At 63.1% G+C, this 25,099-nt stretch carries 18 protein-coding genes; 8 read left to right on the top strand and 10 right to left on the bottom strand.

Annotated elements, in window-relative coordinates; translation table 11 throughout:
* Positions 1-569 precede the first annotated feature (569 nt).
* A complete protein-coding gene (locus tag BLR85_RS07015; protein ID WP_170844472.1) occupies positions 570-1,619 on the top strand; it encodes an alpha/beta hydrolase in 1,050 nt (349 codons plus the stop codon).
* 978 nt (positions 1,620-2,597) lie between these two features.
* Here the strand turns inward: BLR85_RS07015 and BLR85_RS07010 are convergent.
* From BLR85_RS07010 to BLR85_RS06985, 7 genes are all read right to left on the bottom strand, one after another.
* Positions 2,598-3,965 (bottom strand): DUF3631 domain-containing protein, encoded by a 1,368-nt coding sequence (locus BLR85_RS07010; protein WP_093152354.1) that lies wholly within the window; start codon positions 3,963-3,965, stop codon positions 2,598-2,600.
* Positions 3,962-4,153, bottom strand: coding sequence for a hypothetical protein (locus tag BLR85_RS28410; protein WP_139188322.1), 192 nt, complete (start codon positions 4,151-4,153; stop codon positions 3,962-3,964). Before BLR85_RS28410 ends, BLR85_RS07010 begins: the two co-directional genes overlap by 4 nt.
* 3 nt (positions 4,154-4,156) lie before the next feature.
* Positions 4,157-4,351 carry a helix-turn-helix transcriptional regulator gene (locus BLR85_RS07005; protein ID WP_093152398.1) on the bottom strand — a complete coding sequence of 65 codons (195 nt, stop codon included), beginning with the start codon at positions 4,349-4,351 and terminating at the stop codon, positions 4,157-4,159.
* A 105-nt stretch (positions 4,352-4,456) separates the two neighbouring features.
* Positions 4,457-4,858, bottom strand: coding sequence for a hypothetical protein (locus BLR85_RS07000; RefSeq protein WP_093152349.1), 402 nt, complete (start codon positions 4,856-4,858; stop codon positions 4,457-4,459).
* On the bottom strand, positions 4,855-5,091 hold the full coding sequence (locus BLR85_RS06995) for a hypothetical protein (RefSeq protein WP_139188321.1): 237 nt from the start codon (positions 5,089-5,091) through the stop codon (positions 4,855-4,857). The genes BLR85_RS07000 and BLR85_RS06995 overlap by 4 nt, the downstream gene beginning before the upstream one ends.
* Before the next feature lie 229 nt (positions 5,092-5,320).
* Positions 5,321-5,539, bottom strand: a complete 219-nt coding sequence (locus tag BLR85_RS06990; protein WP_244520635.1) for a DUF1127 domain-containing protein — start codon at positions 5,537-5,539, stop codon at positions 5,321-5,323.
* A 220-nt stretch (positions 5,540-5,759) separates the two neighbouring features.
* Positions 5,760-6,773, bottom strand: a complete 1,014-nt coding sequence (locus BLR85_RS06985) for a LacI family DNA-binding transcriptional regulator (RefSeq protein WP_093152340.1) — start codon at positions 6,771-6,773, stop codon at positions 5,760-5,762.
* 164 nt (positions 6,774-6,937) lie between these two features.
* Between BLR85_RS06985 and BLR85_RS06980 the strand changes: the two genes are divergently transcribed.
* The 5 genes from BLR85_RS06980 to BLR85_RS06960 are packed head-to-tail and all read left to right on the top strand — an operon-like array spanning position 6,938 to position 13,334.
* On the top strand, positions 6,938-8,935 hold the full coding sequence (locus tag BLR85_RS06980) for an FAD-dependent oxidoreductase (protein WP_093152335.1): 1,998 nt from the start codon (positions 6,938-6,940) through the stop codon (positions 8,933-8,935).
* 3 nt (positions 8,936-8,938) lie between these two features.
* Positions 8,939-10,798 carry a [FeFe] hydrogenase, group A gene (locus BLR85_RS06975; RefSeq protein WP_093152331.1) on the top strand — a complete coding sequence of 620 codons (1,860 nt, stop codon included), beginning with the start codon at positions 8,939-8,941 and terminating at the stop codon, positions 10,796-10,798.
* 39 nt (positions 10,799-10,837) lie between these two features.
* Positions 10,838-11,818 (top strand): ABC transporter substrate-binding protein, encoded by a 981-nt coding sequence (locus tag BLR85_RS06970; RefSeq protein WP_093152326.1) that lies wholly within the window; start codon positions 10,838-10,840, stop codon positions 11,816-11,818.
* Between the two features lie 5 nt (positions 11,819-11,823).
* Complete coding sequence (locus BLR85_RS06965) at positions 11,824-12,579, top strand: ABC transporter permease (RefSeq protein WP_244520634.1); 756 nt, start codon at positions 11,824-11,826, stop codon at positions 12,577-12,579.
* Entirely contained in the window at positions 12,576-13,334 is a 759-nt protein-coding gene (locus tag BLR85_RS06960) for an ABC transporter ATP-binding protein (RefSeq protein ID WP_093152323.1), read from the top strand. Before BLR85_RS06965 ends, BLR85_RS06960 begins: the two co-directional genes overlap by 4 nt.
* Here BLR85_RS06960 and BLR85_RS06955 read toward each other — a convergent pair.
* The 3 genes from BLR85_RS06955 to BLR85_RS06945 all read right to left on the bottom strand — a co-directional run bounded on the left by BLR85_RS06955 (position 13,303) and on the right by BLR85_RS06945 (position 17,431).
* A complete protein-coding gene (locus tag BLR85_RS06955; protein ID WP_093152320.1) occupies positions 13,303-13,494 on the bottom strand; it encodes a hypothetical protein in 192 nt (63 codons plus the stop codon). The two genes, BLR85_RS06960 and BLR85_RS06955, sit on opposite strands and share 32 nt — an antisense overlap.
* Positions 13,495-13,667: 173 nt before the next feature.
* A complete protein-coding gene (locus tag BLR85_RS06950) occupies positions 13,668-15,056 on the bottom strand; it encodes a MarR family transcriptional regulator (protein ID WP_093152316.1) in 1,389 nt (462 codons plus the stop codon).
* A gap of 107 nt (positions 15,057-15,163) precedes the next feature.
* Positions 15,164-17,431 carry an ATP-binding protein gene (locus BLR85_RS06945; protein WP_093152312.1) on the bottom strand — a complete coding sequence of 756 codons (2,268 nt, stop codon included), beginning with the start codon at positions 17,429-17,431 and terminating at the stop codon, positions 15,164-15,166.
* Positions 17,432-17,600: 169 nt separating this feature from the next.
* Between BLR85_RS06945 and BLR85_RS06940 the strand changes: the two genes are divergently transcribed.
* Together BLR85_RS06940 and pbpC are read left to right on the top strand one after the other, a co-directional pair.
* On the top strand, positions 17,601-23,057 hold the full coding sequence (locus tag BLR85_RS06940; protein WP_093152307.1) for an alpha-2-macroglobulin family protein: 5,457 nt from the start codon (positions 17,601-17,603) through the stop codon (positions 23,055-23,057).
* Entirely contained in the window at positions 23,054-25,087 is a 2,034-nt protein-coding gene (gene pbpC / locus BLR85_RS06935; RefSeq protein WP_093152303.1) for a penicillin-binding protein 1C, read from the top strand. Before BLR85_RS06940 ends, pbpC begins: the two co-directional genes overlap by 4 nt.
* Positions 25,088-25,099 lie beyond the last annotated feature (12 nt).

Genomic DNA, 25,099 nt, shown 5'->3' with positions numbered 1-25,099 from the left:
AATTGAAAACCACGACCTCAGCCACACGCCACACCGCCTGTGGTTCAACCGGCATGCGCAATTCCAAATATCGGAGGGGCGAAGGTTGCTGAAATCAACGGGACACAACGCATATCGGCAAAAAGCCCGCACAAAACCCGATGAGTTTGCCAACACCAGCCCTACCAACCCAACCTGCCCAGTCAGATCCAGAGCAACCGAACGGCTCAAATCCCCATAGACACAGCTGATCCGCAAAGACCAACCCCGCGATTTCCCGCTTGCGCGCTTCTCCGACGCCAGGCAACGCCCCGCTCTTACTCAAACGTACCGCGTGGCGTCCGAGAAACCTGCACCAAAGCAGCCGGATTGAATTCGCGTCCTTCGCTCACGCAGCAAACCAGTTGTCCTGACCAGCCCGATATTTTTGCCGCACCACAGCCAAGAAAGCGGATGTTTGAAGTAAGTACAGCGATGTTGGGGAGACCTATGACCGCGTTGCAGACTTATTTGCCCGATGCTGATAAAAGTCACGTCCAAACCACAGTGGTTCGGACGTGACCGCGGAACAGATTGGGAGTGTATTCGCCGTGAAGCAACTCAAACGTCTCCTACTGCTCACTGTAAGTGTCGCTGCCGTCGTACAAGTCGCCACAGTATCCCTTGCTCAAGATGCTGAGCCCCTGTGGGCGCACGCGCCGGATACGATCTCGTCTGAATGGAGCGCGGTGCTTTCCGCACTCGGCCAAGGTCGGGACGCGGCGGTGCCTTCCCCGGATGATGTGCAAGCGTGGCAGGCACTACAGGAAGCCGACAGCACTGCTAAGATCAAAGCTGCGGCACCGTTCGTTGAGGCGTTCAACGGCACGCTTCGGGATATCACACTTGGTGGCGTCCCGACGGTCGAAGTCACGCCTAACAAACTGTTGCGCAACGACAAGATCGCAGTTTACTTGCACGGTGGTGCCTATGTCTTCAACTCCGCCAGAGGAGCCGTTACCTCGGCGATACTACTTGCTGATGAAACGGGTCTGACGGTCTTGGCCGTCGACTACACTCTGGCGCCACATGCCAAGTGGCAAGAAACAACCGATCAGGTCCTATCAGTCTTCGCCGCTCTTGATGAGCAAGACTTCGCGGCTTCCGATATCGTGCTCTACGGCGACTCGGCGGGCGGCGGTCTCTCGGCCGGCAGTGTGTTGAAGATGCGTGATAATGGCATGGAAATGCCTGCAGCATTGATTCTCTGGTCGCCTTGGACCGATATCTCTGAGACTGGGGATAGCTATGTGACGCTCCGGGATGCCGAGCCGTTCTTCACATACCAGGACGTCCTCGGTCCCTCGGCGCTGGCTTATGCCGATGAAACGGACCACCGGCACCCCTACGTCTCTCCGGTTTACGGCGACTTTGCAAAGGGCTTCTCCCCAACGCTCATCCAGGGCGGCACCAAAGAGATTTTCCTCAGCAATTTTGTTAGGCTCTATCAGGCATTGGATCAGGCCGGGCAGACAGTGAAACTCGACCTTTATGAGGGAATGCCGCACGTCTTCATGGCGGCTTTGCCAAAATCGCCCGAGTCAAGAGTTGCAATTAGAAAAGCAGGCGATTGGGTGTCCGAGTTCTTGCTGGATGATTAAATTGAGCCGCAGGAAGCGAACTGGTTGAAAACCCGCAGCAGCTAAGTCTGCAAGTGAGACTCAGTGTGCCTGTGCACTGAGAGGTCGATTTTAAGTGCGACGCATTTGATCATTCTTAATTTCTGGTTCGGGGAAGTATGCCGCACTGCCGCGACATGTTCGGCAACTTGACCAACACTTGGCGTAGAATTTCTCTGCATCAACATCAGGCAGGTTTGTCCGCTGACTTGACCTCGGTTGGGCGTGTGACGAAGATCCGGTCCACTTTGCCGAAGGCAGTTGATGAATGCGCACGGGAGGGGATGCTGCGATGCGGAGAATGACCGCAAGGTCGGCAAACCCGACATTGTAAAAGAAATTTTCGAGGGCATGAGAACAGTGTAGGGGCGTCACTGTTCCACCGGCCTCCCCGATCGGCCAAGGGTGGGGGGTGTTTGTAGGGAAAACATAAAGGTTGGACGGTTTTTCCCTCTTTGAGAGTTCCTTGTCCATTTCCCTGCTTTTGGATGGAGCCCTTTCTCTTGCGCTAGCAGGGTGGCCCACATTTCCTCGGCCGGGAACCCGTGAAGCGTGTCGGCCTCGATCAGCGCCGCCACAACTGCCTGATCGCGGGGCTGAGGTCGCGCTGAACAGGGTGTGAGGCCGTACATTTGAATCCCCGACAGGTGGCTATGCTGAAGACATCCACGCAATCGCGGGCTGGACAGGCCGGTGCGCCGTCGGTTTCTGGTCAGCGCACCCGCTCGCCGCGAGCCTCGAACGTGACGCCTGCGGCCATCAGTTCCTACACGATTTCGACCGCGGTATCCATCAGAACTCCCGCCAGTCATCGGGAACGAAAGGCGCGGCGATAGGGTGTTCTTCCCCGATACCCGGGTTTCTATCTGGAACACTGGAACTTTCATTTTTTTTCAATGTATTAGGCTGTTCCGTAAGTGGAACATTTGCGCCTGACGTTCCACTTAGGTTTTCGTCTAACTAATTGTTTATATTCGCTTGTTCCAGTGTTCCACTTAGAGAGTGGGTGTTCTGGGAAGCATACCGCGTACAGGCGTCCTCAACGTCGCTTCGTTCGTACCCATTCTTCGCTTCGCCACCAATCCGCAGCTTGCGCGCCCGCACGTCAAACGCCCTCACCTTGCGGGCAATACCAGTCTTGTTGATCGGGGACCCTCGCGACCACTCGGCCCAGGGACGGTCTTCCATATTTTCAAGGCACAATTGCATGTCTTCCGACGAAACGCGGTCGGCATTCTTTCTTTTGAACACCTCGTGCATGTCGTGCAAAAGCATTAGCGCGGCGTCATCCTCGTCATCCTCGTCATCCTCGTCATCCTCGTCATCCGCTTCCCGTGCGGATTCCTTCACGAGATAGGCCGTCCGTATGCGCTCGGGCCAGTGGCCGCCGAGAACAGCGGCGATGCGAAAAAGCGGCGTCCAGTTGTCCTGCGCTCGGTCGTTTCCGCAGTCGCCCGGTTCGTTCGTTGCTGCGCCAATGGCTTGCTTGCTGTCTTCAGCCCAGCGCAGTGCCTTGCGGCGGGTTTCGGTGCGCGAACTGAACAGATCAACGGGGATCTTTGCCTTACGCTCGCCCGGTAGCTGTCGCTTCAGATCGATGCGGATGGAGCGGTCTTCAAGCGTATCGCGCTGCTTGCCGATGCCGGTTACTACCTGAGCCGCCCAAACCGAGAACTTGCATGGCTCATGAGCATCGCCAACGAGACGAACCACGAATGCGGTTCTTCGCGTGTGACCGGCGTTCAAGATTCCGTTGGCTTCGTAATTCTGGGTAAGGAACGTATCGCTTTCATCGAGAAGGATAGTAGGCGCGTAAGCCTCAATAGTACGGAACAAGGCAGCAGCAGAGATGTTAGACACCAGCATGGGCCGATGAACTTGGGCCTCTATCAGTTCGGTGAGACTGCTTTTCCCGCAGCGCTTTGCGGGCGACGAGATAAACACTTTCGGCCAGAGCCGCCAAATGTCCATCAGGTATGTTCCAAGGATCCACAAGGTTGCCGCAATAGGATCGCCTTCTTCTTGAAATGTTATGTGGCGGCACAAGGTGTCGTGGATTTCGTCCGCCAGTTCCGCGCCATTCACTCCCGATTCCCACGGCTGCAATTGCTCGACAATCGAGTCGCCGCTTTCCTCGACTGTCCTTGTGCGGCCCCGCGCCCGTTCCACCTCGGCATCAAGCGTAGCCATTCTCACGCGCATTTCTTCAGCCTTGGCCTGCCGCTGGCGGTCGTATTCCATCGGCGTCAGTCGAGCGAGTTCGGCCACCTTTGCTGCATCTATCGTCTTGCCGTCCATTTCGAACGGTTCGGGTTCGGGCGCGTTCATGGCTGCACCTCCGTCAAAAAATCGTTCCAGTCCGTTCCGGCTTCGAGCCGCAAATTTCCTACCCGCCAGCCGCGCACGGTTCCTTTCAGCGAAAATCGCGCTAATTTCGGGTCGTTCGCCCGTCCAAGCGAATTATTCCACCCCGTGCCGCCGCCCCAAGCGGCCGGGGAATTCCTTTTGTCGGTCATCGGTCACGCAGCCTCGCCATCGCGCTGGGCTTTGAGGCGGTCAACGGCCTCGGCAATGTCGCTTTCCGGCCAGCGGGAAGAGTGGCCCAGCTTTACAGGCCTGGGAAGTATCCCAGCGGCGGCGTGACGCCACACGGTCGCCTTCGAGACGCCAAGGCGTTCGGCAACTTCGCGGTCGGTTAGAAATTGGTCGGTCATGTGATTTCCCATGAAGATTGAAGTCATGGGGTGATTCTCAATGATCCAGAACCTCAATGCACCGACAACAAGTCCGGTACTTTCTGGCGGACCAAGAAAATAGGCCTATTCGTCGTTTTCAAAGTTTTCCCAGCGTTCGAGATTTGCTCCAAACGCTTGTCGCGCTTCTGCCATACAGCGCTCCAAATCTCGCGAACTTCTTCTTCGTGATATCTTTTTTCCCTGGATTGCCGCGATACCATCGCAAAGGCGGACTATTCTGTCATTCACACCCATGGGCCGGCGGCCCATCTGCGTGGGTGGCTCCGCCATCAATGCCGCCCTAAGCAGGACGGTCACGTTTTCGGCCGGAATTGCCTCGTAATTGTCGGCCATCGTCTCAACAGCCGCAAACATCCCGTCCATGTCGCCACTCCCGGCGCATTTGATTGCTCGGTAGAGAGAGTTTTCCACAACGCGAGAAGTAGCCGGTCCACGGTCGATGCCAGCAATTTTGTACTTCTTCATGACCGTGCCTCGTTCAGTTTCACAACACTCGAGGTGGCCTTGCCTGTCACATGGTCAGCCCAGGAAGCCATGAAGGGACGGCGCTTCTCGATCAGGTCGGATCGCTGATAGGCTCTTTCCACGGCATTGCCGATCACATGCCCAAGCGCGGTTTCGGCCACCTCGAAGGGCTGGCCTGTTTCCTCGGCCCATGTACGCAAGGACGATCTGAACCCGTGCGGGCGGGCGCTCATGCCCCGATCCCGCATGTGCTTGCTCATGGTCATGTCGGAAATTGGCTTGCCCTTCAGGCCGGGAAACAACACAGGGCCACCGTAGCGCAGGGCTTGCTGCACAGCCGGTAGTTGTTCAGTCCTGATCTGACATCAGACGGCCTTTTCAAAAAACAGAACGCCCGCTGACGGGCAGCGGGCGTTTTCGTTCGTCTGGCGACCGGCAGGCGTGCCGGTCAGATCCGGCGTTTCAGGCGCAAGCTTCCTCGGCCGCTTTCTTGGCGAGGAAGTGGAAATCCGCGCGGCTCATGTTGAGATCCGCCAGATCGCGATCATCAAGCCTGTTCAACTCGGACATCGTCTCGCGGTAATGGGCATAGCGGCGGCGCCATGCGGCAAAATCAGCGAGAATACGGCGGGGGGCTTCAAACAGCGGGGCGGGGGCGAAAACAGCGTCGTTCATGCTCATGAATCTAATCCTTGGTACTTTTTGTTCCGTGTTTCCGTTATCGCTAACGGCGTCTTGTCCCCAATATAGCCCTTATGATTGCGCTAACAATTGGCGGGGCTGAATGCCCGCCTTGCTGCGGGCGCATGGGTCGTCCTGTCAAATTTCGTTTAGAATTATAGAATCTTGCCGCGCTGCAGCAGGAGTGGAGCTGTCGAAACCCGTCCCGATTTCCACCATGTCAGACATTCTCGGCCATGAAGATCTGCGCATTGGTTTCCAGGGGTTCCTCGACCTTGGCGAGGCGACCGAGTTGGCAGGCAATCGCTTCGGCGGCAAGGCGCGTTTCCCGCCGCGGGTTCTGGTCCAGAACGGCGTGGATGCGGCGCTGACGCAGAAGCTCCCGACGATTCGACGTCAACTCATGCGACACGATATGAACGGTTCCCTGCCGGCCAAGCCCTTCCACCGCTTCCACCACTTCCGTTGCTCCGACCGACAAAAGGTAGATGCCACGGATGAACGGATCGGCTTTCAGGCTCCGATGGACCAGCTGATGGGCAAGGTCGCGCTGCTCGCCCGTTTCGATCATCCGCGACAACACGCATTGCGGATGCCGGCGTTGCAGGATCTCGGAGAACCCTTTCGCACGCGCCCTGTGCCCGGCCATGTCCAGCCGGCCGACCAGCATCATCACATGCCCGCCACTCTCGCCCATGAACATCCCCAGCAGATCGCCGGCGATCCGCCCGGAGCGCTCGTCATTCGGGCCGACATAGGCAACACGGCCGCAGTCGGCGATGTCCGTGGCGAGCGTGATCACCGGGATCGCATCGCTGATGCTGCGGATCGCCTCGGCAATTTCGGGAACATCGGATGTCGAGATGATCAGTCCGTCGGCCCAGCTCCGCAAACCACGTATCCGCTTGGCAATGTCGGCATGGCCGCCCAGAGGAATGTGTACGACCTGCATCTGCACGGAGAGTGGTGCGAGCATCTTGCGCGCGGTCTCGATGCCGGCCTGCAACTCGGCGTGGAACGGATTGGTCGGCGGTTGCACCATGACGGCCACCCGGCGGATCTGGGAACTGGCAAAGTCCAGCCGCCGGTCCAGTTCGAGCAGGCGTGCCGCGCGCATCACCTTCTCTTCCTTGGATCGCTCTACGCCACCGCGACTGTTGATCACGCGGTCGACCGTGGCAATCGACACGCCCGCCTCGCGCGCAACATCCGTCAGGGTCGCTTTTCGTGCCATGCCGCCTCAAGCCTTCCGTGTCCGAAGATTAGTCAGGCTGCGGCGCCCTGTCATCCCCGTTTGATGGTTTTCCATCAAACTTGGCTTATTGGCGTGTTTTACCTTGCGGTAACGTCGGCCCCGATTGGCGGCCTGCCGCCACGGTTGGCCAAGGAGGATGGCGTATGTCGAAAATTGCCTTTGGGGTATGGGATGGAGTGGTGCACGACCCTCAGGCCGAGGCAGAAGGCGCCGAGACCCGCCTCTCCGCCCTGACCAATTTCGACGAGTTCGACGAAGGCAACGGCATCCGCGCGTTTTTCGGGGATCGCGGGTTTTTCGTGTTCGATGAGAATGTGAGCCTGGTCGATGCGCTCTACCACTACATGAACAAGGCCGCCGAGCAGTCCTGCGGCGCCTGCACGCCCTGCCGGATGGGCACCGTGCTGGTGCGTGACGCGCTCGACAAGATGCGCCGTGGGCTCGATTCTCCACTCGATTTCGACGATATCGAGATGCTGGGCGAGCAGATGCGTCAAACCTCGCTGTGCGGCCTCGGTCAGACCTGTGCGGTGGCGCTGCTGGATGTGATCCGGAACTACCGCGATAAGGTGGAAACCGAGATCGCCCATCACCGACCGATCCGCGCCCAGCACGGTATGGCCTACATGACCGCGCCCTGTATCGAAGCCTGCCCCTCCAAGATCAACGTGCCGCGTTACATTGACTATATCCGCGATGGACGACCCGAGCGGTCGCTTGGCGTGCTGCTGCAGAAATACCCGATGGCGGCGACCTGTGGCCGGGTTTGCGTGCGCTATTGCGAGATGGCGTGCCGGCGGAAATTCGTGGACGAAGCCGTGGGCATCAAGACGCTCAAGCGTTTCGTGGCCGACAAGCAGAAGGGCCCGCAGGCGCTCAAGTTCACCCGCGACATGATCCGCAAACCGCTGGATGACAGCATGAAGATCGCCGTGATCGGTGCCGGGCCGGCGGGTGTTTCCTGCGCCTATCACCTGCTTCTGCACGGCTACCAGGTGGATGTGTTCGAGAAATCCGACCAGGCCGGCGGCATGGCCCAGATCGGCATTCCCTCCTACCGGCTGCCCAAGGACACGCTGGCGATGGAGACCGACATCATCGTCGAACTGGGCGGGCGGTTCCTGTTCGGCCAGCAACTCGGGCGGGACTTCTCCATCGATGAGCTTTTCACGCGCGGCTACAAGGCCGTCTTCCTCGGCCTTGGTTGCCAGGAGGGCACCGCGCTCGGCATCGAGGGCGAGAGCGTCGCGCGCGATGGCTATTTCAGCGGCATCGAGTTCCTGCTGAAGGTGCATGACCACGTGGATGGAATCGAACGGCTCGACATGAAAGGCGAGGTCGTCGTCGTGGGCGGTGGCAACGTGGCGATGGACTGCCTGCGCTCGGCGGTCCGGCTAGGCGCCGACAATGTCCATGTGATCTATCGCCGGACGCGGGAGGACATGCCGGCCGACGAGGAGGAAATCGTGGCGGCGGGTGCGGAGGACATCCATTTCCACACGCTCACCAACCCGACCCGGCTGATCACCGAGAATGGGAAGGTCACGGGCGTCGAGCTGGTCCGCATGGAGCAGACCGAGCCCGATGAAAGTGGACGGCGCAGCGTGCGCCCCATCCCCGGTTCCGAGTTCACCCTTCCATGCGACACTTTCATTGCCGCCATCGGCCAACAGGTCGAGGATGGCACGCTTGTCGAAGGGGATGGGATCGCCTTCGACAAGTGGCGCTGCGTGTCGGCCGACAAGGGGCTTGCGACCTCGCGCCCCGGCGTCTTTGCCGGTGGCGACTGCGTGACCGGCCCCTCGACGCTGATCTATGCGATGGCCGCCGGCCTCAAGGCCGCGCGCAATATTGACGACTGGGTGCAGCTCGGCACACAACGCTTCTTCAAGCGTTCCCGGATGCGGGACCTGATCTCGGACAACCGCTTCCTGGCCAGCGACGTGGTGGAGGCCCCGGTGCGCAACGCCTATCGCGTGCATAACCCCGAACTCGACCCGGAGCTGCGCAAGCACATGTTCGGCGAGGTCGAGCAGACCATCTGCGAAAAGGAAGCCTATGCCGAGGCGCAACGCTGCATGCGCTGCTACCGGATCTATTCCGTTGTCACCCAGCATGCCATTCCCGAAGGAGCGTCCTGAGCCATGTGCACGACCGACCTCGCCCAACTCGCCGCGCGTGACCCGGAAGCCGCCACGATCTCGCTGACCATCAACAAAACCGCCTGCCGGGCCTTCCCCAACGAAACGATCCTCTCCTGCGCGCGGCGGCACGACATCTACATCCCGACGCTCTGCGAGATGGATGACATCGACCACACGCCCGGCGCTTGCCGTATCTGCATGGTCGATATCGTTCAGGCCGGCCGCGACAAGCATCAGATCGCCAGCGCCTGCGACACGCCGGTGCGCGAGGGAATGAATGTCGCCACCCGCACCCGCGAGGTTCGCGATATCCAGAAGCTGCAAGTGGAATTGCTCATGGCGGACCACCTGCAGGACTGCGCGACCTGCGTGCGCCATGGCGACTGCGAATTGCAGGATCTGGCGCAGTTCGTCGGGTTGACAGAGAACCGATTCTTCGACCGCGAACGTACGTTGGCGCGCGAGGTGGATACCTCCTCGCCCGCGCTCATCCGCGACATGCAGCGCTGCGTGCGCTGCCAGCGTTGCGTGGCCGTCTGCCGCCATCACCAACAGGTCGACGCGCTTGCCATGGAGGGCACCGGGCTGGACCGGCTGGTCACGCTGCGCCACGGCACCGATCAACTCAACTCCACCTGCGTTACCTGCGGGCAGTGCGTTCTCGTCTGCCCGACCGGCGCGCTCGGCGAGCGGGATGAATGCGAGCGTGCGCTCGACTTTATCTGCGATCCCGAGATCACCACGGTGGTGCAATTCGCTCCCGCGGTGCGCGTGGCCTTCGGAGAGGAGTTCGGCATGCCCGCCGGCACCAATGTCCAGGGGCATATCATCACCGCTTGCAAGAAGATCGGCGTCGATATCGTACTCGACACCAATTTCGCCGCCGACGTGGTGATCATGGAGGAAGGCACGGAGCTGCTTACCCGGCTCAAGGACCGCTCGCGGCCGACCTTCACCTCCTGCTGCCCGGCCTGGATCAATTTCGCGGAGATCCATTATCCCGAGATCCTGCCGCTGCTGAGTTCGACGAAATCGCCGCAACAGGTGCTCTCGACCATCGCCAAGACCTACCTGCCGGAAATACACGGGGTGAAGCCGGAGAATATCCGCGTGATCTCGATCATGCCCTGCACGGCCAAAAAGGACGAGGCCGTTCGCCCGCAACTCACCATGGATGGCGCGCCGGAAACGGACGTGGTGCTGACCACCCGCGAATTCGCCCGCCTGCTGCGGCGAGAGGGGATCGACTTGAAGGATCTGGAACCCTCCGCGTTCGACGATCCCTATATGAGCGAGTTCTCCGGCGCGGGCGCGATCTTCGGCACCACCGGTGGCGTCATGGAGGCCGCCGTACGCACGATCTATTCGGTCGTCAACAGCAAGGAACTCGACCAGATCGAGCTGGAGCAATTGCGCGGTTTCGAAGGCGTGCGCGCGGCGACGGTCGATCTCGGCGGACCCTTCGGCGAGGTGAAGGTCGCCATGGTGCACGGGCTCGGAGACACCCGGGCGCTGGTCGAAAAGGTGCTGGCGGGCGAGACGGATTTCGATTTCATCGAGGTCATGGCCTGTCCCGGCGGTTGCGTCGATGGGGGTGGTTCGCTGCGCTCCAAGAAGGCCTACCTGCCGCTGGCCATAGCGCGGCGCGACACGATCTACAATGTCGACCGCAAGGCGAATGTGCGTCAGTCCCACAATAACCAGCAGGTGAAAACGCTCTACCGGGACTTCCTCGAAGCACCCAACTCGGAGACGGCACACACGCTTCTGCACACCCATTACACGGACCGCCGCCGCGAAATGCAGCAGACCGTGAAGGATGTCTGGGACGACATCACCATGAGTTCGGTCGTCTACTGACCCCCAACCTGCTTCCCTACCATTTGCAAAGGACGCCGAATGATGAAACCTCTGTACGGACAGATTGACCGGCGCGCCCTGCTCGGCGCGCTGGCGGCCTCCGCGCTGTTGCCCCGGATCGCCACGGCCTCCGAACCACCGCTGACACTCTGGGGGATTCCGGCCTCGCCCTCGGCGGTCTTCGCCCGCGCGGTTGCGTCGGGCGATCTGCCCAATGTCGCGTTCGATATCTGGAAAAGCACCGACCAGATGCGCGCGGGAATCGCCTCGGGCCGCTTCAAGCTCTTCGCCACCTCCACCTATGCGGCGGCCAATTTCTACAATCGCGGTGCGGGCATCCGCATGGTCAATGTCGTCACCTGGGGCGTGCTCTACGTGATGGCGCGTGACGAAAGCGTGACCCGGATCGAGGATCTCGCCGGCAAGCGCGTGTTGCTCTCGAACAAGAACGAAGCGCCGGACCTGCTGTTCCGGCTGGTGCTGAAATGGTCCGGGCTCGACCCGGACAAGGATGTGGAGCTTGATTATGTGGGCTCGCCTGGTGAGGCGGTGCCGCTCTATCTTTCCGGTCGCGGTGACGTTGCCGTTCTGCACGAACCGGCGGCAACCGCCGCCCTGATGCGCGCCGCGAAGGCCGAGCAACCGCTTTTCCGCGCCATCGACATCACCGAAGTCTATGGCCAGCACACCGGACGCGGGCCGCGCATCCCGCAGGTCGGGCTCGCGGCAAACCCGGAGTTCCTTGCCGCCGAGGCCGAGCTGGTTGCCGCGACCCACGCGGCCTGCGTCGAAGCCGGGCGCTGGGTGCTCGACAATCCGCAGCAGGCTGGCGAAATGTCTGCCGCGTATCTGCCGCTCCCCGCGCCCGTGATCGCGCGCTCGCTGCCCTTCGTGCATCTCGATGTCCAATCGGCGAAAGAGGCACAGGAGGATATCGAGATCTATTTCAACCACCTCATGAGCCTTGATCCCGGCATCGTAGGCGGCAAACTTCCCCCCGACGATTTCTATTGGGGCTGAGCGATGTGAAACGCCTCTACGGCGCTTTGGGAATTCTGTTGCTGCTCGGTCTCTGGGAGCTGGGGCACCGCGCCTATGGTGCGTTGGTCCTGCCGGGGCTGGACGACACTGCCCGCGCGCTGCTGCGACTGGCGCGCGAAGGCGAGATCGGGCCGGCCCTCGCCGCCACGGCCTTGCACGCCGGTGCAGGCTGGCTGGCCGGCGCCGTGATCGGGACGCTCGCCGGTACCGCTTCCGGGCTGCGGGATGGCCTGCGCCGCATGCTCCACCCGGTCGCGATCATCCTGCTCGGCGTTCCGGCGATTGCCTGGGTGGTTCTGGCCCTGCTCTGGTTCGGTGGCGACCGCGCCGTTATCTTCACTGTCGCCATCGCCACCGGCCCCATCGTCTTCGCCGCCGCCGTTCAGGGCGCACGCAGCCTCGATGGCGGGCTGGCTCGCATGGCGCGCGCCTTTCAGGCCCCCCCCTCCGCGATGGTCTTTGATGTCTATGGCCCGCATATGCTCGGCCATCTCTTTCCCGCGCTCGCCACGGGCTTCGCCATGTCGTGGAAAGTGGCGGTCATGGCCGAGCTTCTCTCCGGCGCGGGCGGAATCGGCGATGGCATCGCCGGGGCGCGGGCGCGGGTGGATACCGCCGAAACCATGGCCTGGGTCGTTGTCATTGTTACCGCGCTGATCCTGCTCGACCACATGCTCCTGCGTCATTTGCGGCGGAAACTGGAGCGTTGGCGCGACGATGACGGCGGGGCGCAGAAATGACCGCTCCTATCCTGTCCTTCGACAATGTCGCCTTTCGGTACGGAGACATGCCTGTTCTGGACGGCATTTCCATCGACATCCCCAGAGGCGCCATCACCTGCCTGATGGGCCCATCAGGCTGTGGCAAGAGTACCCTTATCGCGATGGCCGCGGGCTTGCTGACGCCGGAGAGCGGCGTTCTTCGTCGGGCCGACGGCTGCCGGACCGCGCCGATGTTTCAGGACCCGTTGCTGCTCCCCTGGCGGGATGCGCTGTCAAATGTCGCCTTCGGGCTCAAGGCCGAGCCGATCCCGGCGGCCGAAAGAGTGGAACGCGCGCGGACGGTGCTGGAAGAGACCGGCCTGTCGGGGGCGGAACTCGCGAAGTTCCCGCATCAGCTTTCCGGCGGGATGCGGCAGCGGGTTGCACTGGCCCGCGCGCTCGCCGTTGCGCCGGATCTGCTCTTGCTCGACGAGCCCTTTCGCGCGCTCGACCCGCCCCTTGCGCGGCGCATGCATGCGCGGGTGCGCCGCGTCATCGAGGAGCGCCACGCGACTGCGTTGATCGTCACCCACGATGCGCGAGAGGCGGTGCGCATTGCGGACCGGGTGGTGTTGCTGTCCGCCGCGCCCGGCCGGATTCGTGCTTTTCGGGAGCTTCCCGACCGGCCCGAGACCCGAACCGCAGCCGAAATTGCCGAACTCGCCGAGGAACTGGACGCGCTCGCCGACGGGGAACTGCCGGTCAGGCCCCATCCTCGGGTGGGTCAAAAGTAATGAAAAGCCGATACGCGGAGTAAATGCCTGCCGCGAGGAACAGCACCGCGAAACCAGCCGAGCCCATGGACAGCTCGACCAGCCCCCAACCGACGCTGAAGCCAACAGTCGCGATCCGGACCCAGAGCGGTCGGAAAAAGGGGAGATCGAAATTGAACATGTCGACGGCTCTTCCATGGCAATCGGGGCTGTTCCCGGCATGGACAGTTTCCGCGCAAATCGCGCCGGTTTCCAGTGGCATTTGCCTGGCCGATACCGCGCAGCCCGAGGGGCCCGAGCGGACCCCTCTTTCGAATTGGCCTCGATGTCATCCTTGCCAGGGGATCCATGATCTCACAACGCCGCCGTGCAGCGCGCCCGCAGCACCTCCATGACGGCAGTCGGCAGCTGCAGGCACGGCTGTTCGATTGCCTGCCCGTCAAGGCGCAAAACGAGGGTGTGGAAATACCCCTTCTGGTTGTTCGGAGCCGCAATGAGCGAGAAATGCGTCACCCGTGCATAGGGAACGAAGATGTCATTCGACGCATACCAGGCCTCGCCGCGGCGGTGCGAGGGTTTGTCCCGGTTGACGATGACAAGTTCCGACGGTGTGTCCAGCAGCAGAACGCCTGTGGAGACATGCCGGTCGCCATTGGCATCGAAGCACCGCTGGCCCTCCGGCTCGAAATGGATGGGCGTGAAATCCTCCTCGCTGCGACGCCGGATCTCGAGCATTGCGGATCCAAAGAACAGGTCCGCATCCGTGATCTCGATCGGTGGCAGCGAGACATCCGGAAACTCCGTGCTGAGGGAGTCGCCACGCAGGCAGGCGCGCACGAAATCCGTCACCTTGTCCATCAGGTCGGTCGACACCCTGTTGAAGGTCAGCGTGCTGCGCGTTCCGTCCTTGAGATAGAGCGTCCAGACGCCCTGCAGCTTGTCGCCGTAGCTGCCCACGGCGGCCACGTCATCCCATGCCGCATAGGTCCGCGTGATGCCACCATCCTCCAGGCGGATGACGGCGACACCGTCCTTGTCCACCACGAACACGGCCTCATAGAGGTCCATTCCCGGGCGCAACTGCCGGCGGTCTGCGTTCTTCGGCACTTTGAGCAGGAACGTGGCGTCCTTGTTCTCGGCATAGAAGGCGCGGAAGCGCGGAGGCATTTCCTCTTCGGCCTTCACCGCGGTCAGCCATGGGCCGAAGGCGTCATATTCCTTGCGATCCTCGGGGCTTGCCGCCTGGTACCAGTTCAGGATCGGGGCGTGATCATCCAGTGTCGCAGCCATTTCCTTTTCCTCCACTTCGCGAAAATGCGCGGTCAGCACGTCCAGGCCGTCCGCCGCGAGGCGCCTTTCGTTCGGCGCCATCGGGACGAACAGGTCCCGCAGCTTCTCCTGACGGTCGGTTTCGAACTGGCGCGCAAAAGCCGCTCCCCGCGGCGTCAATTCGGCGATGTAGCTTCGGTCGTCTTCGGGGTTGTCGGTCCGGGCAATCACCCCCAACCCTTCGAGACGACGCAGAACCGATGTCAGGCTTCCCTTCTGCATGTTCAGCCCGCGGCTGATCCGCGTCGGGGAAAGCGGCCCGAGCCGTTCCAGCAGCATCACGACCATCACTTCGCTCTCGGTCAGCATCCGGCCGTTGCACTCGGCGCGGTACAGGATCGGGGCGATGTACACGGGCACGTGGCGCAGAAAATCCGTGACGCTCCGACCTAGCCTTTCATCGGGCGAAACCATCACTCGATTCCAAACTTGTTTGATTTCTTACTATATGCCGAAATCGGGAATATGTCAATAAAACTTGGGTGTTTGTTGCCGTCCGGGTGGGGTTTCTGGTGGGATCCTCACTCGGCCACGGTAGCCTCGCGCGTGCCCGGCGCCCGACAACCGGACGGACGGGCTTCCCGGATGATCGCGGAAATCAGGGACTTCTGCATCGGTTTGGTCAGGTAGTGATCCAGGCCGGCAGCCAGGATGTCTTCCTTGTCCCCCAACAGCGCATGCGCCGTCATCGCCACGATCGGAACATGACGTTTCCCGGCTTCCAGCCGCCGGATCTCACGGGTGGCTTGCTTTCCATCCGTGCCCGGCATGGAGATATCCATGAAGATGAGGTCGGGCTGGAAATCCTTGTAGAGTTCGATGGCTTCCTGCCCGTTGGAAGCGATTTTCAGGTCGATATCGAGTGTCTTCACCAGCTTCTGGAAAACGAACTGGTTGGTCCTGTTGTCCTCTGCTGCAAGCACGCGCATCGCCCGCCCCACGTCCTGTTTGTGCAGCGCGCCATGGCGGCATGAGGCGAAAGCGGGCGTCTCCGAAGGCTCGTTCGGAGCTGGCGCTTCGGCTTGGGGGACGGAGTCCCGATGCGCGGTCAAAGCGGCAAGCGTTCGGAAGAGTTCGCTCCTCAGGATCGGCCGCCCCAGCACGGCGTCCACCGTTCCAAATGCTTCTGAAGGATGGTTCACATGCTTGTCCGCGCACAGCAGAACCGTCGCGGAATGGAGACCGGCCAGCCGCACCGCCCCTGCGAGCTCCAACCCGGTTGCATCCGACAGCCGCTCGTCGATGAGCAAGATCTGTGGCCGGAACCCGTCGCCGATTTCGGCAAGCGCGGCGCTGCCACTGGGCACGCAATGCACATCCATGCCGAGCTGGCGGAGCTGCCGCGACAGGATCTCCTGGTCGAGATCGCCGCCGCCGACCATCATCGCTTTGGCCAGCCCGTCCGCCAGCCTTTGCGGAACGTGCCGGTTCTCTTCGCCACAGGGCAGCGAGATCCGGAACCCGAAGCAGGACCCCTTGCCCTTTTCGGACTCGACCCAGATCTGCCCGCCCATCCTGGCGATGATCTCGCGGCTGATCGCGAGGCCGAGCCCCGTCCCTTCGAAGGCGCGATTGCGCTCCTGTTCCTCCTGCGCGAAGGAATCGAAGATATGCTCCTGCATGTCGGACGCGATACCGATGCCGGTATCCTCCACAGTGACGTGGATCTGCCAGTTGTCGCCATCCGACTCGATCCCGACCACTCGGATGAAAACATGGCCCTCCTCGGTGAACTTCACCGCGTTCCCGATCAGGTTGGTCAGCACCTGCCGGATGCGCCCTGGATCGCCTAGGAGCTTGGTCGGAAGGAACAGGTCGTAATCCACATGCAGCTCGAGCCCCCTGTCGCGCGCCATGGGCGCGACCAGCGTCAGGACCTCGTGCAGCATCCTCTCCATGTCGAAGGGTTCGGGGCGCAGCTGCATCTTCTCTGCTTCCAGCTTGGAGAAATCCAGAACGTCATTGATGATCGACAGCAGGGATTCGCCGGAGCTTCGGATCGTACGCAGATAGAGCCGTTGCTCCTCGTCCAGATCGCCTTCCAGCAGCAGGTCCACCATGGCCACCACGCCATTCATGGGGGTGCGCAACTCGTGGCTCATATTGGCCAGAAAAGCAGACTTGGCGCGGTTGGCGGCCTCCGCCCGGCTGCGGGCCTCGCGCAACTCCTCCTCCCGCCGCTTCATCACGGTAGTGTCGACGGCAAGGCACACCATGTCCCCGTCGCGGGATCGCTGGTCCAGCAGGCGGAAATACTGTCCGTTCCACAGCCGGATCGTGACCTCGGGGATGTCGGGCCTGTCCCAGCGATCGAGCATATCGGCCAGCCAGTTCGACGGCGTCATGTCCCCGATATCGAAGATGCCTTTCTTGGCGGCGAAGCGGATCATTTCGAGATAGGGAATCCCCGGCTGGATGACCTCCGAATAGTCGAACAGCGCCAGCCAGGCAGAGTTTGCCGCGATCAGCCGGTCCTGCTGGTCGAAGACGGCAAAACCGTCGCTGATCGCCTCGACCGAATCCCACAGGCGACGCTCATGGATTTCGGCCAGCTTCTCGGCCCGCTCAAGCTGCGCCTGCGTCTGCTGGTTGCGGTCCTTTAGCGCTTCGGCCTCGTTTCGAACCTGCGCAACCTCCTCCCGTTGCTCGATAATTTTTCCCGACAGTTCCAGCGCATGTTGCGACAGCTTGCGGTTGGCCTCGAACAATTCACGGCTCTTGAGCTCCAGCTTGCGCTCCGCCGCCAACCGGGCCCGGCGTTCCATAACCAGTTTGTCCGTCAGGCTCATCTCGTGGCATCTCCCGCTCAGCCGGTTCAGGCGATCTCGTTGCGCAATCCTTCCCGCACTTTGGTGAACAGGGGTTTAATCCCGGCCGGGATAGCCGGTGGGGAATCGTTGCAAAGCTGCGCCGCGTTGTGTCACGCTAAGGGGTAGGCTTGCCCGCGGAGTTCTTGCCATGCGTTTCGATTATTTGAAGGTTTTCATTTTCGCCTGCTGTCTTCTCACGGCGCTTCCGATGCAGGCACGGGCACAGACATTTGACAGCCCGATCCCGGAGCGGCGCCTTCTCGTCGAGCGAGACACGGATTTCTACGGCGACGACCTGCGCTCGCTGTTCGACACCACCTTCGAGGCCTGCCAACAGGCCTGCCTGACGGACCCAAACTGCCAGGCCTTCACCTTCAATTCACGCTCCAACAGCTGTTTTGCAAAGCGCGCGGTGACGAAGCGTGAGCCCTATACCGGCGCGATCTCGGCAATTGTCGTGAAAACCCCCAGGGCCACCCTTGAGTCGGCTAAGCTGCGCTCCGCCCAACTGGGCTTCATGAGACCCGAGGATCTGGTGGCTGCCCGGAAGGAAGCCGAAGCTATCGCGATGCGCCACTTCACCAGCGGCTGGAGCCCTCAAGCCTTGATAAGCGGCATGGAGGAGGCGCGCGTCGCCGGTGACCACAACGCCGCGCTCAAATGGTCTGGCTCCTATACGGCCATGACGGATGCGCCGGACGGCTGGCTTGCTTATGCGGAATCTGCCTTGCAGGCCAAAATCAATGACCGAAACAGGCAGAACGAGCTGCGCCAGCGTGCCATTCCGGCGGCGGTGAATGCCTATCTGCGTGCGACCACACCGCAAATGCAGGCCGAAGCGCTGCTGGTTCTGGCGCGCGCATTGGAGGACAGCAAGCGCGAGCGTGAAATCCTGCCCGCCCTGCGCCTGGCCGACAGCATCGCGCCTTCTGGCGCGGTCATGACGGCCCTGAACGAGGCTATCTCGCTTTATGGCTTCCAGATCGTCGATCACCGCGTGGACAGCGACCCGGCCCGTCCGCGCATCTGCGCCATCTTCAACGAGCCCCTCGCCAAGGGCGTGGATTTCGAACCCTATTTGCAACTGCCCCAAACCGGATTCTCCGTCGAGGCCGAGGACAGGGAACTTTGCGTCGAAGGCGTGGAGCATGGTGCGCGATACCAGCTTAGGTTCCGTGCCGGCACACCTGCGGAATCCGGCGAAGGGCTGATCAAGGACGTGGATCTGAACGTCTATGTGCGCGATCGCTCGCCCTCCGTCCGTTTCCCCAGCCGCGCCTATGTGCTGGCGCGCACGCCCGATGCGGCGCTGCCCATCGTGACGGTCAATCTCGACGAGGTCGAACTGGCGTTGCACCGGGTGGACGATCGCAACCTGATGCAGATGATCCAGCAGAACATGTTCGGCGAGCAGCTCTCCCCGTGGGAGACCGACCGGCTCGAAGCCAGGCTGGCCGAGGAAATCTGGCGAGGCACCGGGGAGGTCGACCGCGCGCTCAACCAGGATGTGACCACGCTTCTGCCCATGGCGGAGGCCATCGGCGATCAGCCCGCCGGTCTTTATGCGCTGCAGGCCTCGGTTGCGGGCATGGACAGCTACGACGCGCCGACGGCGACGCAGTGGTTCGTGATCTCCGATCTTGGCCTTGCCAGCATGAGCGGCGCGGACGGGTTGCACCTCTTCGTGCGCTCCCTCGGCACGGCCGATCCGCTGGAAAGTATCGACGTCTCGCTTATTTCCCGCTCGAACCGGGTGCTGGCCAGTGTCGCGACCGATGCCGACGGTCATGCCGCCTTCGAGCCCGGCCTTGTCAATGGTCACGGCGGATCCGCTCCGGCGCTGGTTCTGGCGCGCAAGGGCGAGGAGGATCTCGGCTTCCTGTCGTTGTCCGATCCGGAATTCGACCTCTCCGATCGCGGTGTTGAGGGGCGGAAGGCCGCCGGCCCGGTGGACCTGTTCCTGGCCACGGATCGTGGTGCATATCGCGCGGGCGAGACCATCCACGCCACCGTGCTGGCCCGCGACGGCAAGGCGCAGGCGATTGCCGGCCTGCCGGTTACCGCGATCCTGTCGCGGCCCGATGGCGTCGAATACAGCCGTCATGTGACGGATAGCGGAACGGCCGGGGGCCATGTGGTCTCCATGCCGCTGGGCGGAACCGTCCCGCGCGGCACCTGGAAGATCGCCCTGCACACGGATCCGGACGCCCCCGCGCTCAGCACGCGCGAGCTGCTGGTCGAGGATTTTCTGCCCGAACGGATCGATTTCAAGATGGTGCTGCCCGAAGGCGCGCTGGACAGCACGACTGAGCCGGCCCTTGGGGTCAACGCGCAATACCTGTTCGGCGCTCCGGGCAGCGACCTGCCGGTCGAGGGCGAGGTACGCCTGAGCGTGACCGACATGATCGAGGGATTTCCCGGGTACGTCTTCGGTCGCTATGACGACCCGTTCGAGCCGCATATGGCCGCGCTCGAGGCCACGCGTACCGGCGCGAACGGTGTCGCGATCCTGCGGGTTGCCTTCCCGGATATCCCCGAGACGACCCGCCCGCTCGAAGCACAGGTAAGTGTGCGGGTCTCCGAAGGCTCCGACCGCCCGGTCGAGCGGCAGATGACCCGCCCGGTCGCGCCCAGAGGGCCGCTGATCGGCCTGCGCCCACTCTTCGACGGTGTTGTCGGCGAGGGCAGCGAAGCCGGTTTCGAAGTGATCGGGATTGGCGCGGACCTGTCCGCGATGCCGATGCGCGTCTCCTGGAAACTCAACCGTATCGAGACCCGCTACCAGTGGTACTCCGCCTATGGGAGCTGGAACTGGGAACCGATGACACGGCGCAGCCGGGTTGCCAGCGGCGAGGCCTCGCTGGAGGGCGCCCCGCTGCAGATCTCGGCCCCGGTGGATTGGGGCCAGTATGAACTGGTCGTGGAGCGGGTGGACGGGTCTTATGCCGCCGCCGCATACGCCTTCGACGCGGGCTGGTACGCGCCCGCCGAAGCGCTGAGCACGCCCGACCTGCTAGAAGTGTCGCTCGACCGCGAGGCCTATCGCGCAGGTGATACCGCGCGCCTGCGGGTCGTGCCTCGCCATGCGGGTAAGGCACTGATCACGGTCGCCTCCAATCGGTTGATCGACATGAAGACGGCCGAGCTTCCGGAGGGCGAAAGCCTGATCGAGCTGCCCGTCACCGACGATTGGGGTGCGGGCGCCTATGTCACCGCCACCTTGATCCGGCCGATGAACGCTCCCACTGAGGGCCACGCGCCCGCCCGCGCGCTCGGGCTTGCCCATGCCAGCGTCGATCCCGGCGCCGCGCGCCTTTCGGCGAGCTTCGAAGTGCCCGAGAAGGCCGAGCCGCGCGCGCCAATGGAGGTTGCCCTCAAGGTCGAGGGCATGACCGAAGGCGAAACCGCTTTTGCCACCATCGCCGCGGTTGATCAGGGCATCCTGAACCTGACCGGCCACCTGCCGCCCGATGCGCCCGGCTATTATTTCGGCCAGCGCAAGCTCGGGGTCGGGCTGCGCGACATCTATGGCCGCCTGATCGACGGGCAATCCGGCAATCGCGGCAGCCTGCGCTCGGGTGGCGATGCCGAGGCCCAGATGCGCATGCAGGCACCGCCGCCGACGGAGGAGCTGGTTGCCTATTTCAGCGGCCTGCTGACCGTGGGGCCGGATGGGTATGCGCGCACGTCTTTCGACATGCCGTCCTTCAACGGGCAGGTAAAACTCATGGCCGTTGTCTGGAGCAATTCCGGCGTCGGTAAGGCCGATGCGGATGTTCTGGTGCGCGATCCCGCCGTGCTGACCGCTTCGCTGCCGCGTTTCATGGCGCCCGGCGACAGCACCGAGATGCGGCTGGAACTGGTTCATGCCGAGGGGCCTGTCGGAGCCTTTGGTATCGAGGCAATGGCAGAGGGCGTGACGCTCGACGCGAGCGCCATCCCGACTGCGGTGGAGCTTGGCGAAGGGGAGAAGACGGTTCTCTCCGTACCTGTTCTGGCCACGGAGACCGGTCTTGCGGAGATCGAGGTCGCCATCACCACGCCCGGCGGCAAACGGCTTGAGAAGACGCTGAAACTGCCGGTGCAGGTCAACGATCCGGAAGCCGCGACCACTACGCGCTTCCCGCTGGCGGCGGGCGCGAGTTTTACCCTCTCGCGGGATGTGTTTGCCGGGATGCGTCCGGGCACCGGCTCGGCCACGCTCGCGCTGGGCCCGTTGGGCCGGCTGGACGCACCCGGCCTGCTCTCCGCGCTCGACCGCTACCCCTATGGCTGCACCGAGCAAGTGACGAGCCAGGCGCTGCCGCTGCTCTATTTCGACCAGATGGCCAGTGCCATGGGGATGGAGAAGAACGCCACGATCCCCGAAAGGATCGGACGGGCGATCGACATCGTACTCTCCCGCCAGACCTCCTCGGGCGGCTTTGGGCTGTGGAATGCCTATGACAGCGACATGTGGCTCGATGCCTATGTCTCCGACTTCCTCAGCCGCGCCCGCGCGCAGGGTTACACCGTGCCGGACCTCGCCTTCCGGCAGGCGATGGACAACCTGCGCAACGAGCTGAATTACGCGAGTGATTTCCAGACAGGTGGCGAGGATGTCGCCTATGCGCTGTTGGTGCTGGCCCGCGAGGGTGCCGCGCCGATCGGCGATTTGCGGTACTATGCCGACGTGAAGGGCGATGATTTCGGCTCGCCACTGGCAACGGCCCAGATCGGTTCGGCGCTCGCGATGTATGGCGATCAGCCGCGCGCGGATGCCATGTTCCGTCGGGCGGCGGCGCAGCTTCTGCCAAGGCTCGCCGATGAGCAGGAAGCGATATGGCGGGCCGACTATGGCACCAACCTGCGCGATTCCGCCGCCGTTCTGACCCTTGCCGTCGAGGCGGGCAGCGAAGCCTTCGATCACGACGTGCTCGTGGATCGTTTGGCCGATACCGACCGGCGTCGCTCCACGCAGGAAAGCGTCTGGTCGCTTTTGGCCGCGCATGCGCTGGTTGAAACCAGCGCGGGCGACTTCCTGATCGACGGAGACCCGGTGGACGGCCCGCTGGTGCGGGTGATGGAGGACGAGACCTCTGCCGAGCCAATCGTCGTCACCAATACCGGGTCGCAGGAGGCGCAACTCACCCTGACCACATTTGGTGTGCCCGCGCAGCCCGAGAGCCGCAACGGCAACGGCTATTCGATCGACCGCGCCTATTTCACCATGGAGGGCGAGCCCGCCGATCCCGGCATCGTGCAGCACGGCACGCGGCTGGTGGCGGTTCTGACCGTCAAGCCTTTCCAGCAGAGCGAGGCGCGGCTGATGGTGAATGACCCGCTGCCCGCGGGCTTCGAGATCGACAATCCCAGCCTTGTACGCTCCGGCGACATTCGCGGGCTGGACTGGCTGCAAACGGCCGAGGCGCGCAGCACCGAATTCCGTCAGGAGCGCTTCCTCGCGGCGGTGGACTGGCGCTCGGACAAGCCGCTTCGGCTGGCCTATATCCTGCGCGCTGTGTCGCCCGGCAACTACCACCACCCCGCCGCCAGCGTCGAGGACATGTACCGGCCGCAATTCCGCGCCCGCGGTGAGGAAGGCCGGGTGACGGTCACCGAATGAGACGGTACGGCCTCTTCCTGCTGGCGCTGGTGCTGTATCTCGGCGCCGCCGGGCGGGATGCGTTCGATGCCTGGGTGGACGCGACCGATATCCCGGTACTCGTGGTCGAGACCTCGGTCGAGGTTCTGGACCGGGAGGGGCGTCTGTTGCGTGCCTTTACCGTCGCCGATGGCCGCTGGCGGATGGCCGCGCGGCTGGCCGATGTGGACCCGGTCTATCCCGCGATGCTGGTCGCCTTCGAGGACAAGCGCTTCTATCGCCATCATGGCGTGGACTGGTTGGCCATGCTGCGCGCCACGGGGCAGGCGGTTCTGAATGGCCGCGTCGTGTCGGGCGGCTCGACCCTGACGATGCAGGTCGCCCGCCTTTTGGAGGACGGGACGACCGGGCAGATGGCGGGCAAGATCCGGCAATTCCGGCTGGCCCTCGCGCTGGAGCGGCAACTGGACAAGGAAGAGATCCTCGCCATCTATTTCGAGCGTGCGCCCTTCGGCGGCAATCTCGAAGGGGTGCGGGCGGCGAGCCTGGCCTATTTCGGCAAGGAGCCGAAGCGGCTCACCCCGGCCCAGGCCGCGCTCCTGGTGGCGATCCCGCAGGCGCCGACATCGCGCCGCCCCGACCGGCACAACCAGAACGCGACGCTGGCGCGGGACAGGGTGCTTGGCCGCATGGTCAGCGCTGGCGTGATCGATGCCGACACGGCCGAGGCCGCAAGAACAACGCCGGTTCCGTCCGCCCGTCGTAGCTTCCCTGCCTATGCGCCGCATCTGGCCGAGCGGCTTCAGGCGGAACATCCGCTGCGGGACGTGCATCTGACGACGCTCGACCGCGACCTTCAAGCTTCGCTGCAAACCCTCGCTGCGGAGGCTGCAAGCGCCTCGGGCGAGCGGCTTTCGGCGGCGATCATGGTGGCCGATCATCGAACCGGAGAGGTTCTGGCCTCGGTTGGCTCGGCGGGCTATCTCGCCGAGGAGCGCGGCGGCTGGCTGGACATGACCCGCGCCCTGCGCTCGCCGGGATCGACCCTGAAACCACTGGTCTACGGGCTGGCATTCGACGCCGGCCTCGCGCATCCGGAAACGCTGATCGAGGACCGCCCGGTCTCCTTCGGTCGCTACGCCCCGGTCAATTTCGACGGGCTGTATCGTGGCACCGTCCGGGTGCGGCGAGCGTTGCAGATGTCACTCAACATCCCCGTTGTCGCGCTGACCGAGGCCATCGGCCCGGCGCGGCTCGTCTCGCGGCTGGAGCGGGCGGGCGTCACGCCGGTTATCCCGAACGATACGCCCGGCCTTGCCGTGGCCCTCGGTGGTGTGGGCGTCACGCTCGAAGACCTGATCCGCCTTTACGGTGCCATCGCGCGGGGCGGGGTGTCGATGCCGCTGCACGACACGCTGGGTTTCGAGTTCAAGGAAAAGCGCATTCTCACGGATGTCTCGGCCTGGCAGCTCGGCCATATCCTGTCGGGCATGCCGCCTCCGCCCCATGCCGCGCGGCTGAAGCTCGCCTACAAGACTGGCACCAGCTATGGCCACCGCGACGCCTGGGCGATCGGGTTCGACGGGCGGCACGTGGCCGGTGTCTGGATTGGCCGCCCGGACGGGACGGCGGTGCCAGGTGCCTTCGGCGGCGATCTGGCGGCTCCCGTGCTTTTTCAGACCTTCGGGCGGATCGGACCAAGGGTCGAGCCGCTTTCCCCGCCGCCCGCCGCGGCCCTTCTGGCGGCGAATGCGGATCTGCCCGCCCCGCTGCGCAATTTCCGCCCGCGCAATGCCGTTTTCCGGGAAGCCGCCGATGCGCCCAAGCTCGCCTTCCCGCCCGATGGCGCCGAGGTCGAGGCGTATGACGGGCTGTTGCTCAAGGTGCGCGACGGCACTCCGCCCTTCTCATGGTTGGCAAATGGTGCGCCGGTCATCCTGCAGACGCGCCAGCGCGAGAGTCTCCTGCCCGATCCGGGCAAGGGCTTCCTCGATCTCTCGGTCATCGACGCCGAGGGGCGGACGGCGCGGGCATCCATCCAGCTGAAATAGCGCCCGCGCTCA

The sequence above is a fragment of the Aliiruegeria lutimaris genome (genome assembly GCF_900099935.1).
GTDB lineage: Bacteria > Pseudomonadota > Alphaproteobacteria > Rhodobacterales > Rhodobacteraceae > Tropicimonas > Tropicimonas lutimaris.
The sequence above is the reverse complement of the archived record's forward strand: the minus strand, read 5'-3'. Positions and strand labels throughout refer to the sequence as shown.